Source organism: Sulfitobacter sp. M05 (genome assembly GCF_029285175.1).
In the GTDB taxonomy this organism is placed as follows: domain Bacteria; phylum Pseudomonadota; class Alphaproteobacteria; order Rhodobacterales; family Rhodobacteraceae; genus Sulfitobacter.
The window spans coordinates 1,043,686-1,058,269 of record NZ_JABEDH010000001.1 but is presented as its reverse complement, the minus strand read 5'-3'; the positions used below and the strand labels follow the sequence as shown (position 1 = coordinate 1,058,269).

General features: G+C 57.1%; 11 protein-coding genes and 2 tRNA genes. 10 read left to right on the top strand and 3 right to left on the bottom strand.

Annotation, left to right across the window (positions count from 1 at the left end):
* Nucleotides 1–3: 3 nt before the first annotated feature.
* The 7 genes from HKX44_RS05335 to HKX44_RS05305 all read left to right on the top strand — a co-directional run bounded on the left by HKX44_RS05335 (nucleotide 4) and on the right by HKX44_RS05305 (nucleotide 7,135).
* Nucleotides 4–1,215 (top strand): cyclopropane-fatty-acyl-phospholipid synthase family protein, encoded by a 1,212-nt coding sequence (locus HKX44_RS05335; protein ID WP_276150248.1) that lies wholly within the window; start codon nucleotides 4–6, stop codon nucleotides 1,213–1,215.
* Between the two features lie 24 nt (nucleotides 1,216–1,239).
* A complete protein-coding gene (locus tag HKX44_RS05330) occupies nucleotides 1,240–1,680 on the top strand; it encodes a TrgA family protein (protein ID WP_276150247.1) in 441 nt (146 codons plus the stop codon).
* A gap of 4 nt (nucleotides 1,681–1,684) precedes the next feature.
* Complete coding sequence (locus HKX44_RS05325) at nucleotides 1,685–2,818, top strand: NUDIX domain-containing protein (RefSeq protein ID WP_276150246.1); 1,134 nt, start codon at nucleotides 1,685–1,687, stop codon at nucleotides 2,816–2,818.
* 34 nt (nucleotides 2,819–2,852) lie between these two features.
* On the top strand, nucleotides 2,853–3,887 hold the full coding sequence (locus HKX44_RS05320) for a cysteine synthase A (RefSeq protein WP_276150245.1): 1,035 nt from the start codon (nucleotides 2,853–2,855) through the stop codon (nucleotides 3,885–3,887).
* Nucleotides 3,887–6,247 carry a DUF3772 domain-containing protein gene (locus HKX44_RS05315; RefSeq protein WP_276150244.1) on the top strand — a complete coding sequence of 787 codons (2,361 nt, stop codon included), beginning with the start codon at nucleotides 3,887–3,889 and terminating at the stop codon, nucleotides 6,245–6,247. Before HKX44_RS05320 ends, HKX44_RS05315 begins: the two co-directional genes overlap by 1 nt.
* Nucleotides 6,244–6,963 (top strand): alanyl-tRNA editing protein, encoded by a 720-nt coding sequence (locus HKX44_RS05310; RefSeq protein WP_276150243.1) that lies wholly within the window; start codon nucleotides 6,244–6,246, stop codon nucleotides 6,961–6,963. The genes HKX44_RS05315 and HKX44_RS05310 overlap by 4 nt, the downstream gene beginning before the upstream one ends.
* Nucleotides 6,964–7,045: 82 nt before the next feature.
* A tRNA-Ser gene (locus HKX44_RS05305) sits at nucleotides 7,046–7,135 on the top strand.
* 323 nt (nucleotides 7,136–7,458) lie between these two features.
* Here the strand turns inward: HKX44_RS05305 and HKX44_RS05300 are convergent.
* A tRNA-Gly gene (locus HKX44_RS05300) sits at nucleotides 7,459–7,532 on the bottom strand.
* Nucleotides 7,533–7,708: 176 nt separating this feature from the next.
* Between HKX44_RS05300 and HKX44_RS05295 the strand changes: the two genes are divergently transcribed.
* Nucleotides 7,709–8,383, top strand: coding sequence for a hypothetical protein (locus HKX44_RS05295; RefSeq protein ID WP_276150242.1), 675 nt, complete (start codon nucleotides 7,709–7,711; stop codon nucleotides 8,381–8,383).
* 122 nt (nucleotides 8,384–8,505) lie between these two features.
* Nucleotides 8,506–9,627 (top strand): surface lipoprotein assembly modifier, encoded by a 1,122-nt coding sequence (locus HKX44_RS05290; protein WP_276150241.1) that lies wholly within the window; start codon nucleotides 8,506–8,508, stop codon nucleotides 9,625–9,627.
* 137 nt (nucleotides 9,628–9,764) lie between these two features.
* On the opposite strand, the gene HKX44_RS05285 is transcribed toward HKX44_RS05290, so the two are convergent.
* Complete coding sequence (locus HKX44_RS05285; protein WP_276150240.1) at nucleotides 9,765–11,810, bottom strand: ASKHA domain-containing protein; 2,046 nt, start codon at nucleotides 11,808–11,810, stop codon at nucleotides 9,765–9,767.
* 214 nt (nucleotides 11,811–12,024) lie between these two features.
* Entirely contained in the window at nucleotides 12,025–12,984 is a 960-nt protein-coding gene (gene speB, locus HKX44_RS05280; protein ID WP_276150239.1) for an agmatinase, read from the bottom strand.
* Nucleotides 12,985–13,119: 135 nt separating this feature from the next.
* Between speB and guaB the strand changes: the two genes are divergently transcribed.
* Nucleotides 13,120–14,568, top strand: coding sequence for an IMP dehydrogenase (gene guaB, locus HKX44_RS05275; RefSeq protein WP_276150238.1), 1,449 nt, complete (start codon nucleotides 13,120–13,122; stop codon nucleotides 14,566–14,568).
* Nucleotides 14,569–14,584: the final 16 nt, after the last annotated feature.

The following is a 14,584-nucleotide window of genomic DNA, read 5'->3' as shown; positions in this document are numbered from 1 at the left end:
GCTATGATCTTAACCAGTACAGACGGGCAAAGCGATTTACCGCGCTATTTTTCCCGCGTGTTCGGAATGGCGCAGGCGATGCGCAACGGGCGGGTGGATTTTGTGTTGCCAGATGGGCGGGTTTTTCGCGCGGAGGGGGCTAATCCGGGTTATGTCGCTGAATTGCATGTACATAGCAGCGATTTGTTTGCACGTCTTATCCGCGAGGGCGATCTTGGGTTTTGTGACGCCTATCTTGACGGAGATTGGTCTACGCCAGATCTACAGGCGTTTATGGACCTGGTGCATCATGGCAATGAAAACATGTATGACGGGTTCCCGGGCATGGGGTTGGTGCGCCGGTTTGAACAGTTGCGGTTCTGGTTGCAACGCAACTCCAAGACGCAGGCCCGCAAAAATATCAGCTATCACTATGATTTAGGGAATGATTTCTACGGTTTGTGGCTGGATGATACGATGACCTATTCATCGGCCCTGTTTGAACAGGATGCACAGCATTCGCTGGAGGCGGCGCAGGTCGCCAAATACAAAAGCATGGTGGATCAGATGGGGGTAAGACCCGGTGATCATGTGCTGGAAATTGGCTGTGGCTGGGGCGGCTTTGCTGAATACGCGGCAAAAGAACGCGGGCTTAAGGTGACCGGGCTGACCATCAGCGAAGAGCAGTTTAATTACGCCAAGCAACGGATTGAAAACGCTGGACTTTCAGGCCAAGTTAATTTCAAACTTCAAGATTATCGGGATGAGCGTGGCTTTTATGACGGCATTGCCAGCATCGAAATGTTTGAGGCTGTGGGTGAAAAATATTGGCCGGTCTATTTCGACACCCTTCGAGAGAGGCTGAAACCCGGTAAACGGGCAACCTTGCAGATCATTACCGTCGATCATGCCCGTTGGGCAGTATATAAGCGGGGAGTTGATTTCATACAAAAGTACATATTTCCCGGTGGGATGCTGCCGTCTCCTAAAGTGCTGCGCGAGCAAATCGAGCGGGCTGGTTTGGTGGTGGATACTTCTGTCGAGTTTGGCAAAAGTTATGACATCACGCTGCGTCGCTGGCATGAGACCTTTAATGCACGTTGGGATCAGATCAAGGCACTGGGCTTTGATGACCGGTTTCGGCGGATGTGGAATTTTTACCTCACATCCTGCGCGGCGACATTTGACAGTGGAAATTGTGATGTAACACAGATTACCATACGCAAACCCGGCTGACGGGTTTGCAACAGGAGCCGACCCATGCCTACCGCTGCCCGTTTGATGGCTGCCGTTTCTGTCGCTGTTACGGCTTTTTTCCTTTCTTTGATGGTGATGCCGTTGATGCCCGAAAGCACTGATTTCGGGTACTTTATTCCGGTAAATATCTGTCTCGGGTTGGGGGTCGGCTGGTTTGCCATGGGGCGGCGTGCCGGACGTGGCACGACCGCCGCGATCAACAACGGGCTGACAGGCATGTTCCTGTTGATGCTTTGGGGGATCGGGGTGCAGGCGATTAACGAAATGGTGCGGCAGGCCATGCGCAACCGCTATGACGGGCCATTCGAAGCTTTGGTGGCAATTTTCCAGATCGGCGCGGAGTATGCGGTGATCATCGCAACGGTGCCGATGGGGATTGCCTTGCTGGTGGGAACTTTGGTCTGTGGTTTACTGACCGAGTTTGCGGATAATCGTTGGCCCTAAAGGTATGAAAAACTTATTCTTTTACGGAACCTTACAGCATCTTTCTTTGCTAGAAGTCGTTTTGGGCCGGGCGGCGCGTGACATTGATGCGATTGCCGTCTCTTTGCCGGGCTATCGCGTCAGTGCGGTGGCCGAGGGGCCATTTCCGATGATTGAAAAACGTGATGGGGCCATAGCCCAGGGAGTGATAGTGCGCGGGCTCAGCCTTGATGATATCGCGCGGCTGGATTTCTATGAGGGCAGTTTTGCCTATGATCTGGTGTCGGTCATTCTGGCAGACGGGCAGGTGGCTGAAATCTATTTGCCACAACCGGGGCTGTGGACGCCTGACGGGCCTTGGTCCTTTGACGGGTGGGTGGAAAAATCCGGTGATATGAGCGTCCTCGCGGCACAGGAGGTCATGGGGTATTTTGGCCAGCGCAGCCGCGATGAGGTTGCCCGCATGTTTCCGGGCATCCGCGCGCGGGCAGATGCCCAGCGGCGCGCGGCACTTTCACTGCATGGTGCAGACAGCTTTCAGGGCGATATCGAAGTGATGCGCCGCACCCGAAGTTATGCCGATTTTTACGCGCTGGATGACATCGTGCTGCGCCATGCGCGCTTTGACGGATCGCTAACTGCACCGCTTGAGCGCGCGGTGCTGATTGACGCAGATGCGGCAATTGTCCTGCCGTACGATCCTGTACGGGATCGCGTTTTGCTGGTTGAACAGATGCGTATGGGGCCGCTTGCGCGGGGCGATCGGGCAAGTTGGCAGCTTGAACCGGTGGCGGGAAGGATTGATCCGGGCGAGACCCCGGAAGAGGCGGCGCGGCGCGAGGCGAAAGAAGAATCAGGGCTGACATTGGGCCCGCTTGAAAAAATCGCCGAAGCGTATCCCAGTCCCGGCAGTTCGACGGGTTTTTATTATGTTTATCTGGGGCTTGCTGATTTGCCTGACGGGGTGGCCGGCACCGGTGGATTGGTTGAAGAAAACGAGGATATCCGCTCGCATCTGATGTCTTTTGACGATCTGATGGCCCGCGTTGCGCGGTTTGATCTGGCAAATACGCCGGTGGTGATGGCGGCTTATTATCTCGCGTATCACAGGGACCGCTTGAGGTCCGCGGGGGCGACGGATACACCTGAAAGCGAATAAAGCTGCACCGCAGCCGTAACTTTTGGGGGCATTCATGCACATTGCATCTGATCTGGCCAAGGCCGTCGGCAAGACACCACTTATCAAACTTCGTGGACCATCCGAAGCAACGGGGTGCGAAATATTCGGCAAGGCCGAATTCATGAACCCCGGCCAGTCGGTCAAGGACCGTGCGGCCCTGTTCATTATTCAGGATGCGATTGCCAAAGGGACATTGAAACCGGGCGGTACAATTGTCGAGGGGACAGCCGGGAACACAGGCATCGGTCTGGCGCTGGTGGGATCGTCGATGGGGTTCAAGACGGTGATCGTGATTCCGGAAACCCAATCCGAAGAAAAGAAAGACATGCTGCGCCTTGCCGGTGCGGAACTGGTACAGGTGCCCGCAGCCCCTTATCGCAATCCCAACAACTTCATCCGCTATTCCGAACGGCTTGCGAACGAGCTGGCGCGCAGCACCAACGAAGGGGTGATCTGGGCCAACCAATTTGACAATGTCGCCAACCGTCAGGCGCACATCGAAACCACGGGCCCAGAGATCTGGGAGCAGACCGATGGCAATCTGGACGGTTTCTGCTGTGCTGTCGGATCGGGCGGTACTTTGGCCGGGATTTCCCATGTCTTACAGCCCAAAGGCGTCAAGATTGCCCTTGCCGATCCGGACGGGGCGGCGTTGCACAGCTATTTTACCACCGGAGAGCTGACCTCTGAAGGGGGCTCGATTGCCGAGGGCATCGGGCAGGTGCGCATCACCAAGAACCTTGAAGGGTTCAAACCCGATTTCAGCTACAATATCCCGGATGCTGAGGCTTTGCCGGTTGTTTTCGACCTGTTGCAGCAAGAGGGGCTGTGTCTGGGCGCGTCTTCTGGCGTTAACGTGGCCGGTGCCATGCGTTTGGCGCGGGAATTGGGGCCGGGGCATCGGATCGTAACGATCCTGTGTGATTTCGGGACGCGCTATCAGTCGAAACTGTTCAATCCGACGTTCCTGCGCGAAAAAGGGCTGCCGGTGCCTGAATGGCTTGACCGTGATCCGGCCACCTTGCCCGAGGTCTTTGAAGACCTGTGATGTTGAGGTCTGTTGCAGGTTTCTGGCTGGCGATTGTTCTGTCCTTTGCCCTGGCGCATGGCGCTTTGGCGCAGGGGGCGGGGCCATCCGAAGTAACCCGTTGGAGCGTGGCGGCGGCGGCGGCGGAACAACTGCTTGATTCCGACAACGGCTCTGAAGGTCGTCTTGAAGAGCTGCGTGCCGAGATCGTTGCGTTTCGAAGTGATTTTCGCGAGGCAACCACCCAGAACGCGGCACGTATCGCAACCCTGCGCGAACAACTGACAGCGCTTGGTCCCAAACCCGAAGGCGAGGGGGCAAAGCCAGAGTCCGCAGATGTTGCTGCCAGCCGTGCAGAGCTTGAAGAGCAGCTTGATACCCTGCTGACGCCGGTCCAGCGCGCCGAAGCGGAATACGTCCGTGCCGACGCCATCATCAGCCAGATTGATAAGTCCCTGCGCGAAAGACAGGCTGAAGAACTGTTGGAAACGTCGCCTTCGCCTCTTAACCCGGTCTATTGGCGGCCTGCTTTTGCTGATCTGAACGCCGCACTTTCAAAGTTGTGGAACGAAAAAGCCGAAGGCCTTGAGGGAGACGACGATCTGGTCGCCGGGCTGCCGATTACCATTTTGCTGGGGGCTTTGGGGACTGTGCTGATCCTGAGGGGGCGGCGTTGGTCAGAAATGATCGTCAGCAGCCTTCAGCGCCTTGGTGCGCGCGGCTTTGGCATCTGGCGGTTTCTGGTCTCTTTGTTGCGGATCATCCTGCCGTTTGCAGGTTTGATCCTGTTGGCGCTTGCCGTAAGTTCGACCGGCATTTTCGGACCGCAATTGAATGAGATGTTTTTGCTTTTTGCCGTCCTCGGGGGGGTGATGCTGGGGCTGCGCTGGGTCTCGGAGCGGGTGTTCTCGCGGGATGACGATGAAGCGCTGATCCCGTTGGATTGGCAAGACCGGAAAGCCGCGCGTTTCCATGTTTCCTGTAGTACCGCGTTGATCGTCGTTGCAGCCCTGATCGACGAAGTATTGGAGGCAGGTGATCCGGCACCTGCGTCTCAACCTGTTCTGATGTTTCTGATTACGCTGCTCGCTGCGGTGTCGCTCTATTGCATCGGCAAGATCCTCGGGCGGGTCAAAGACCCAGAAGCGGATGATGCGGTTGCAACGGAATTGCGCTCCTCCACATTGGTGGGAACGATCCGGACGTTGGGTAAGGGGGCAATTCTGGTAGCCTTCGCCACACCGGCGCTTGCGGCCTTTGGGTATTTCCATGCGGCAGAGGCAATTTTACCGCCGTATTTCATGACCCTGACCTTGCTGGGACTGGTGATGACGCTGCAACGGTTTGGTGCTGATGTTTACGGTGCAATCACCGGGCAGGGTGCCCAGGCCCGCGAGGCGCTCTGGCCTGTTTTGTTCGGGTTCGTCCTGTTGGTTCTTTCCCTGCCATTGCTGGCCCTGGTCTGGGGGGTCAGGTTTAACGATCTTACCGAGCTTTGGGCCGTGTTCCTGCGTGGCTTCTCGATTGGCGAAAGCCGGATTTCTCCCACTGATTTCATTGCCTTTGCCGTGATTTTCGGGGTCGGTTATGTGCTGACACGGCTGGTACAATCGGCGCTTAGAAATAACGTTCTTCCCAAGACACGGATTGATGTGGGCGGGCAGAACGCAATTGTGTCGGGGCTTGGCTATGTCGGGATTTTTCTGGCGGCGCTTGCGGCGATCACTGGCGCTGGAATCGACCTGAGTTCATTGGCGATTGTCGCCGGTGCGTTGTCGGTCGGGATCGGTTTTGGTCTGCAAAACATCGTCAGTAACTTTGTCTCGGGCATTATCCTGTTGATTGAACGCCCAATTTCCGAGGGGGACTGGATCGAGGCCGGTGGTCATATGGGATATGTGCGCGATATCTCTGTGCGCTCGACCCGGATCGAGACCTTCGACAAAACAGATGTCATTGTGCCCAACGCCGATCTGATCAGTGGCACGGTCACCAACTATACCCGTGGTAATACGGTGGGGCGTGTCATCATTCCGGTTGGGGTGGCCTATGGCAGTGACGCCCGACAGGTGGAAGACATCCTGCGCGAGATTGCCGAGGCCCACCCGATGGTTCTGCTGGCACCGCCGCCATCGGTGCTGCTGTTGAATTTTGGGGCGGATGCGCTGGAGTTCGAGGTGCGCTGTGTGCTGCGGGATGTGAATTTCATGCTGGCAGTCAAGAATGACATCAACCATGAAATCGTTGCGCGCTTCAAAGATGCGCAGATTGAGATTCCCTTCGCCCAACGTGACGTCTGGCTGCGCAATCCCGAGGTATTGCAAGGTGACACCGGGCCAGCCAAAGCGGCGGATCCCGAGACAAAAGAGGCCCAGACATGACCCGCTTGCTGTTTCGCGAAGACACATACCGACGGGATGCGCCTGCCATGGTAAAGGAGATCACGCCTGAGGGAGGCGTCGTTCTGGACCAATCCTTGTTTTATGCCACTGGCGGCGGGCAACCAGGCGATTCCGGCTGGATCAGCTGGGATGGTCAGCGCCTTCCGATTGCGACAACAGTCAACGGCGATGACGGGGCGGTTGTTCTGGTGCCTGCCGAAGCCTCTGCCTTGCCACCCAAGGGCGCCCATATTGTTCAGGAACTGGATTGGGACCGGAGATATAAACACATGCGGGTGCATTCAGCGCTGCATTTACTGTCTGCGGTGATGCCATTCGGGGTGACCGGTGGGCAGATATCTGCCACCCACGGGCGGCTGGACTTTGACATGCCTGACGCGCCACAGGACCGTGATGAGATCGAGGAAGTGTTAAACGAACTGGTCGCCATGGATCTGCGGATCGGCGAAAGCTGGATGACGCAAGAAGAGCTGGAGGAGAACCCGCATCTGATCAAGACAATGGCCGTCCGTCCACCGAAAGGCGCAGGCGACATCAGGCTGATCAGCATCGGCGAAGAGGACGATTGCATCGACTTGCAGCCCTGCGGCGGCACACATGTGGCCCGTACCGGTGAAATCGGCAGTTTGCGTCTGGGAAAGATGGAAAAAAAAGGTCGGATGAACCGTCGCGTCTACCTGCATTTGGACGGCTAAAGCTGGCGTCGTGAAGAATGCGCAAAAGGGTGCGTTTTCGCCCTTGCAATGGGGGGCACGGTCATACTAAACCCCGCGCAATGGATCGGTGGCCGAGTGGTCGAAGGCGCACGCCTGGAAAGTGTGTAGGCGGGAGACCGTCTCCAGGGTTCGAATCCCTGTCGATCCGCCATTACCCCTTTTTAAGATACAAAATACGTTTGATGTATTGTGACACCGGCTTATAGCGTGGTTTCGCAATTCCGTGGGTCTTGCCCAAAGCCGCTATTGCAGTGTGCCTGAGCGTTAGAGCGTCCCGCCTTAAACATGAAACGCTTGTTCGCGGCCTCTCCCTTTGGTCGAACGCGAAAAGCGATATGTGATGGCTCAGGTTAAAGGCGGGACGCTCTAGGGCAAAAGAACTGCGGTTCACACCCGGTTTTGCAATAGACCGGCATGTATTTTGGCACAGTTATGGCGGCACCATTCGGTCAGGAAGGATCATTTGTTTAGAAGTGGAGCGGGTAACGAGAATCGAACTCGTAACTAAAGCTTGGGAAGCTGCCGTGATACCTTTTCACCATACCCGCTTGCCAATTCAGATATGGTATCTTGCCGGTGTGGTCAAGCGAACCCCGGCAGTTGAAACGTGACGAAATTTCACGCGAATCTCGTGGTATTATTCTATTGTGGGTTGTTCATTCTGCTGTGCTGGAATACCGATATTTTGTTATCTTAAGAAGCCAGCCCAAGCGGGGAAACACCTATGTCATTTACTATTCGTTTCAAACACCCAATTTTTCTGGTGGTCGTGCTTTCGTCCGTTACCCTGATGTCGGCATGTGGGGCCGGTGGACGCTCTAGCAGCATTACCGCGAGCGGTGTGGAAAGCGTTTCTGACGGGCGCGTGAATGTCTCACTAGAGAAAGAATCGAATTTGTCCGTTTCAAATGCGCGCGTTGGGCTTGTCGCATTTGCAACTGGGATCAACGATCGCAAGGGGCAGGTTGTCGCCGTGGCCGGGATTGCCGATAATCCAGAGGTCGGTGCCCCCGTCACAGAGGGCAGGGTGACTTACAACACCCGATATAACTATATCGTCCTTGATAACACCAACCGTACGGACAATTTCATCAACGCGGACCAGGGGACGCGCCGGTTTAATGGCCGTACAACCTTGACCGCGGATTACAGCGCTGGAACGCTGACCGGGTCATCTTCGGACCTGCGGGTGAATGGCCAGATCAGCGGTCAGGAAGTCTCGGGGACTGCACGGGTGGATTACAACGTCAGAGGCGGCTTTCTGGGAACAAAAACGCTTAGTGGTCGGATGAATACCACGCTGGACGGGCGCATTGGCAGCACCGGCGTGATTGCAACGTTCCATGGCACGGACAGCAACACGGCAGTTGCAGGCGGATTGGTCGGTGAGGCGAATTGAGGCACGCCACAGGAAGAGGCGCAAACAGATGGCTGGGTTTCTGCCTTGTTGTTTGCTTGTCGCTGCCAGCCTGGCCCTCCCGCGCCTCTGAGGGTGCGAGAGTTGCGCAGGGTGCCCCTGTTTTGCAGTTAGAAGCTCATGGCGTTCTGGGGCAGGCGCGCGCATTACGTGCAGCGGGTGAGTATTCGGGCGCGATCAAAATACTGCGGGCCGGTCTTCGGGCGCGACCCGACGATGTGGCGCTGCGCGAAGAGCTGGGGTATACCCTTATTCTAGACCGTCAGATGGCGGCTGCCCAATATCAGTTTGAGATTCTCGCCGAGCGCAACCGCGACCCCGGGCTCAACACTCTTTACCGGAGTGTTCTGAATCGGATCGTCGCGGAACGCCCCTTTGGTGTCAGCCTGATTTTCGGTTTTACCCCTTCTGACAACATTAATCAGGGTACCGACAACAAGACACTGGAGAACCATGTCTTGGGGACCGGTATCATTGATCCGTCAAACCGGCGGATTTCCGGATGGAGCAGCCGGATCGGCCTCAAAGGATATGCCCGCACAACCCTGTCACCGCGTGACCTTGTGGTCTTGGACTGGCGTGCCGAACGGGAGTTTTTCTCGACCCAACTGGCCCCGCAAAATGATCTGGAACTTGGCCTGACCTATTCACGGTTTTTTCCACGGGCAGAGGTCGGGCTGCGCGGGTTTCACCTGTCCAGCCAACGCGCAACAGGTGATTATACCCGTACCGGCGTCAGCTTTTTCGGTTCTTATGATATTGATCGGCGTCGGCGGATCGACGGGCGGTTACAGCTATCCGACCTTGATGTCGTGGGGGTAAATGGTGCGGATGGGCGGCGCGTGCTGCTGGATGCGGGGTATCTGTTGACACCCCGTCCGGCCCTTGCATTTCGGTTCGGAGTGCAGGTGGAACGCGCTAACGCCCGCGCAGTGGTGCAGCGCTATACCAGCATTGCCGCGACGCTGCGTGCAAGCAAGGCACTGCGCAACGGCATTGAAGTAAGCGGGCAGGCCAACCTCGGCAAACGCAGGTTCAACAGTTTGCTGGGATTTGCCCGCCGGGACAGCTTTGCTGATGTCTCTGTGACTGTATTCAACAGCAAGTTCAGCTATCGCGGTGTTGTGCCCAAACTGACCTGCCGAATGGGCAAGACGTCATCGAATGTCGCCTTGTTCGAGGCCAGAACCCGCGCCTGTGCAATCGACCTTTCCCGCCGGTTCTAGGCTCAAAATTCGGGCCTACGGGAATCGGTTATCGCCCCGACAAGCAGGGCGTGCCCAGAGCCAGTCGCCCCTGTGCCAGTCGCCCCTGTGCCAGTCGCCCCCGTGCCAGTCGCCCCTCGTTTCGGCTGCGCCCCGGGTCAGCTGCGGCGTCTACGCCGACCGCCGCCGCGCCCTTCGCCACTGTCTCCGCCGGTGTTGAACGTTTCGCTTGGCAAGGTGACAATACTGTTCAGGATTGGGAAGGGTTCCACCGCATTTGGTATCGCCGAGGCATTGACAAAATGCTCCTGAAAACGTGGCTCAATTGCGGTCTCGATCTTATGGATTGCACGCACAGTTTGTTCAATCTCGCTGCGGGCTTCGGTATTCAGCAAAGCAATCCGCGCGCCGGTGCCGGCGGCGTTGCCCGCCGATGTCACCTTGTCCAGCGGACAATCGGGGATCATCCCCAGCACCATGGCGTGTTTGGTACTGATATGCGCGCCAAACGCACCGGCAAGAACGACACGGTCCACCTTATCAACGCCAAATTTGTCCATCAGCAGACGCGCACCGGAATAGAGCGCCGCCTTGGCCATCTGGATTTCACGGATGTCACGGTTGGTGACGGTGATCTTGGGGCCGCCTTTGTCCGTGCCGTCATAGACCAGATAGGAGTTTGTGCGCCCGTCAGCAAAGACACTGCTCGATCCGGTTTGCGCTGCGGTGCCGATCAGACCGGGGGCATCGACAATCCCATGGATGCGCATCTCCGCTACCATCTCGATAATGCCGGAGCCACAGATGCCAGTAACGCCTGTGGTGGCAATTGCGGCCTCGAAAGCGGGATCATCGGACCACAGATCACTGCCGATCACCTTGAAACGCGGCGCTTTGGTTGCCGGATCAATCTCGACCCGTTCAATGGCCCCAGGGGCGGCGCGTTGGCCAGAGCTGATTTGCGCTCCTTCAAAGGCAGGGCCAGTCGGGGAGGAACAGGCCAGCACCTTATCCGTGTTGCCCAGAAGAATTTCAGCATTGGTGCCGACATCCACCACCAACACAAGGTCCTCGGATTTATCCGGTGCTTCTGACAGGGCAACCGCAGCGGCGTCTGCCCCCACATGGCCCGCAATACAGGGCAATAGGTACACATGGGCAGAAGGGTGGATATTCAGCTCCAGATCACAGGCCCGCAGACGCAGTTCATCCGAAGTGGCCAATGCAAATGGGGCCTGACCCAATTCGAAAGGATCAATGCCCAGAAACAGATGATGCATCACCGGGTTGCAGACAAACACCACGTCCACAATCAATTGTTTGTCGATCTCGGCCTCCGAAGCGATTTGGCTGAACAGCCCGTTCATGCCTTCACGCACGGCGGTGGTCATCTCGTCGGCACCTGTGGTGTTCATCATCGCATAGCTGACGCGGCTCATCAGGTCCTCGCCAAAACGGATCTGCGGGTTCATCACACCGGATGAGGCCACTACTTCGCCTGTCGCCAGATCACATAGATGGGCCGCAATGGTGGTGGACCCCAGGTCAACCGCAAGCCCGTAGACCGTCCCCTCGTAATATCCCGGCCAGATGTGCATGATCCGGTTCGGGTTTTCGTCATCCCCCAAATGGATCGCCACGGTTACTTTCCATCCGCCTTTACGCAGAATCGGCTGCATCTTTTGCAGGATGTGCAAATCGACGGTGACATTGTCGATCTCCCACTGGTCGTTCAAGGCCATGCGCAGCCTTTCCAGATCGCCTGACGGATCATGCATATCAGGTTCGGCAACCTCGACGTAAAACAGCTTGGTTGAAGGATTCAACACAATGTCGCGGGCCTCTGCGCGTTTGCGCACGACTTGTTTGTGGACCTGGCTTTCCGGCGGTACGTCGATGACGATGTCCCCTTGTACCGTGGCCTGACAGCCCAACCGCCGCCCAGAAATCAGCCCGCGCTTGTCCTGATAACGCTGCTCGACGGCATTCCATTCGGACAGGGCATCCTCCTGAACGGTGACCCCATGTTTGGAGAACTCGCCGTAGCTTGGCGTGATCTGGCACTTTGAACAAATGCCGCGCCCACCGCAGACCGAATCCAAATCAACACCCAACTGGCGTGCGGCGGTCAGAATTGGTGTGCCGGTCGGGAAATGCCCGCGCTTTCCGGAAGGGGTAAAGATAACAAGTGGATCACTGCTCATTGCGCTATTTCCCAAGGGTGTTTTGCGCCAGCATACCGTGATCATGCGCAGGCGAAAGCCGATCCGCGGCAAAAAACACAACAGGGGCGTCACCTGTATAGATGTTGAGCCGCCTTCTTCCTCTTTTTGGCCGTAAATACTGCGGGGAATCGATCTTTGATCGATGGGGCAGAGCCCCTGAAAATCGCGTGCAGCTTTGCTGCGCCTTTTGGGGCTACAATTGGCTGCGGGCGTGAAAGATAAACCCCAGAAAATTCAACAGAACCTGCGCCGCGAGAATCGAGGTCGAGCCGGATGGATCATAATCCGGTGCCACTTCCACCAGATCAATGCCGACAATCTCGTGGCGTTCAGCGGCTGCCTGCAACAGTTCAACAACCTCGTAATAGAGGAACCCGCCGTGCGATGGCGTGCCGGTCCCCGGTGCGATTGACGGGCAAAACGCATCAATATCAATGGTCACATACAGCCGCGCCCCGATCGGCACATGGGCCAGCACACCGCGCACGCCCATTGCACGGGTCTGGCGGACTGAAATGATGTCTGACCCCATGGCGCGGGCGTCCTCATAGCCTTCTTTTGCGGTCGAGCTGACATTGCGAATACCCACTTGCGTCAAGCCAGTGACATATTCGCGCTCGGCGGCCCGGCGCATCGGGTTTCCGTGACCATGGCGTACCCCATGGCGCACATCGACAAAGTCCAGATGGGCGTCAATTTGCAGCACATGAATGTCGCCCTGATCGTCAAAGGCGCGGATGCAGGGAATATTGACCGAATGGTCGCCGCCAATCACCACCGGCAAGGCCCCGGCATCCAGTATGGCGCGCACCCCGGCTTCGATATTGGCATGGCTCGCCTCTGTATCGGTATGCACAATGTCCGCATCGCCCATATCAACGATGTTCACATCGCCCGGCAGGTAGGTCACGTCATCCTCATGATCATAAGCACCGGCGTGGCCAAAGCTGAACAAGGTGGAGGCCTCGCGCACGCCGCGCGGACCAAACCGAGCGCCGGCGCGAAACTGGGTTCCCGCATCAAAGGGCGCGCCAAGGATTGCAACATCGGCGTCCAGCGCCGCCCAATCCGGCTGATAGGGGCGTTTGCCAAAAGTCGAAATCCCCACAAACGGCAGGTTTAACCGCCCCGCATTATACCCGTGATCTGCCATTATTCGCTCCTTGTTACAGGCAGCTTTCCGCAAACCATGGATCAATACAAGTCCGGCGCTCAAATCGCCCTTTTCATCAGCCCCAGACCGTGAAATAGGAAATTGCCAAATGAAGCCATAAGCCAGAGGTGCAAAATGGAAATTCGCGAGGCCTTTACCTTTGATGATGTGTTGCTGGTGCCGGGGGCATCTTCGGTGCTGCCATCCACGGCGGACACCCGAACACATGTGACCAAATCCATCGCGCTAAACATTCCTTTGCTCAGCTCTGCCATGGATACCGTAACCGAAGGACGGATGGCGATTGCTATGGCGCAGGCCGGCGGCATGGGCGTTGTGCACCGTAACCTGACGGTGGAAGAACAGGCCCGCGAAGTGCGCCGTGTAAAGCGCTTTGAGAGCGGGATTGTTTATAACCCGATCACCCTGACACCAGATCAGACGCTGGCAGATGCCAAGGCCTTGCAGGCGCGTTATAACGTCTCGGGCTTTCCGGTCGTGGATGATCAGGGGCGGGTGCTTGGCATTGTAACCAACCGCGATATGCGTTTCGCCAGTGATGATGAAACACCTGTCAAGCATATGATGACAAACGAAAACCTTGCGATGCTGACGGAACCCGCTGACCGCGGTGAAGCGCTTAGCCTGATGAAGGCACGCCGCATCGAAAAACTGCTGGTGACCGATGGACAAGGGGTGCTGACGGGCCTGTTGACCCTTAAGGACAGCGAACAATCAGTGCTGAACCCGACCGCCTGCAAGGATGATCTGGGCCGGTTGCGTGTGGCTGCTGCGACCACGGTGGGAGATGCGGGTTTCGAACGCTCGCAGGCGCTGGTTGAGGCGGGCGTGGACATGATTGTTATCGATACGGCCCATGGCCATTCCGAAGGAGTCGCCCATGCGGTGACCCGCGCAAAGGCCTTGAGCAACGAGATTCAAGTCGTCGCGGGCAACGTTGCCACAGGCGAAGCGACACGGGCGTTGATTGACGCAGGCGCAGATGCCATCAAAGTTGGTATTGGCCCCGGTTCTATCTGTACCACGCGCATGGTGGCGGGCGTTGGTGTGCCCCAGCTCACGGCGATTATGGATTGTGCAACAGCGGCGGGTGACATTCCGGTCATTGCAGACGGCGGTATCAAGTTTTCCGGTGATTTTGCCAAAGCGATTGCGGCGGGTGCGTCTTGCGCCATGGTCGGCTCGATGATCGCGGGCACGGATGAGTCCCCCGGCGAGGTGATCCTCTATCAGGGCCGCAGCTTCAAAAGCTATCGTGGGATGGGATCACTGGGCGCGATGGCGCGGGGATCGGCAGACCGTTATTTCCAGAAGGATGCCGCAAGTGACAAACTGGTGCCGGAAGGCATTGAGGGTCAGGTGCCATATAAAGGCAGCGCCGGCGCAGTGGTGCATCAGTTGGTAGGCGGGTTGCGCGCGGCCATGGGGTACACCGGTTGTGCAACCGTTCCAGAGATGCGCAAGAACTGTAACTTCGTTAGGATCACCGGTGCGGGGCTTAAGGAAAGCCATGTGCATGATGTGCAGATCACCCGGGAAAGCCCGAACTACCGAATTGGATAGTGTTTTATTTCAGTAT

Bases quoted from the DNA above. Each gene is read 5' to 3' on its own strand.
- HKX44_RS05335 (WP_276150248.1), top strand. From the start codon at position 4: ATGATCTTAACCAGTACAGACGGGCAAAGCGATTTACCGCGCTATTTT.
- HKX44_RS05330 (WP_276150247.1), top strand. From the start codon at position 1,240: ATGCCTACCGCTGCCCGTTTGATGGCTGCCGTTTCTGTCGCTGTTACG.
- HKX44_RS05325 (WP_276150246.1), top strand. From the start codon at position 1,685: ATGAAAAACTTATTCTTTTACGGAACCTTACAGCATCTTTCTTTGCTA.
- HKX44_RS05320 (WP_276150245.1), top strand. From the start codon at position 2,853: ATGCACATTGCATCTGATCTGGCCAAGGCCGTCGGCAAGACACCACTT.
- HKX44_RS05315 (WP_276150244.1), top strand. From the start codon at position 3,887: ATGTTGAGGTCTGTTGCAGGTTTCTGGCTGGCGATTGTTCTGTCCTTT.
- HKX44_RS05310 (WP_276150243.1), top strand. From the start codon at position 6,244: ATGACCCGCTTGCTGTTTCGCGAAGACACATACCGACGGGATGCGCCT.
- HKX44_RS05295 (WP_276150242.1), top strand. From the start codon at position 7,709: ATGTCATTTACTATTCGTTTCAAACACCCAATTTTTCTGGTGGTCGTG.
- HKX44_RS05285 (WP_276150240.1), bottom strand. From the start codon at position 11,810: ATGAGCAGTGATCCACTTGTTATCTTTACCCCTTCCGGAAAGCGCGGG.
- speB (WP_276150239.1), bottom strand. From the start codon at position 12,984: ATGGCAGATCACGGGTATAATGCGGGGCGGTTAAACCTGCCGTTTGTG.
- guaB (WP_276150238.1), top strand. From the start codon at position 13,120: ATGGAAATTCGCGAGGCCTTTACCTTTGATGATGTGTTGCTGGTGCCG.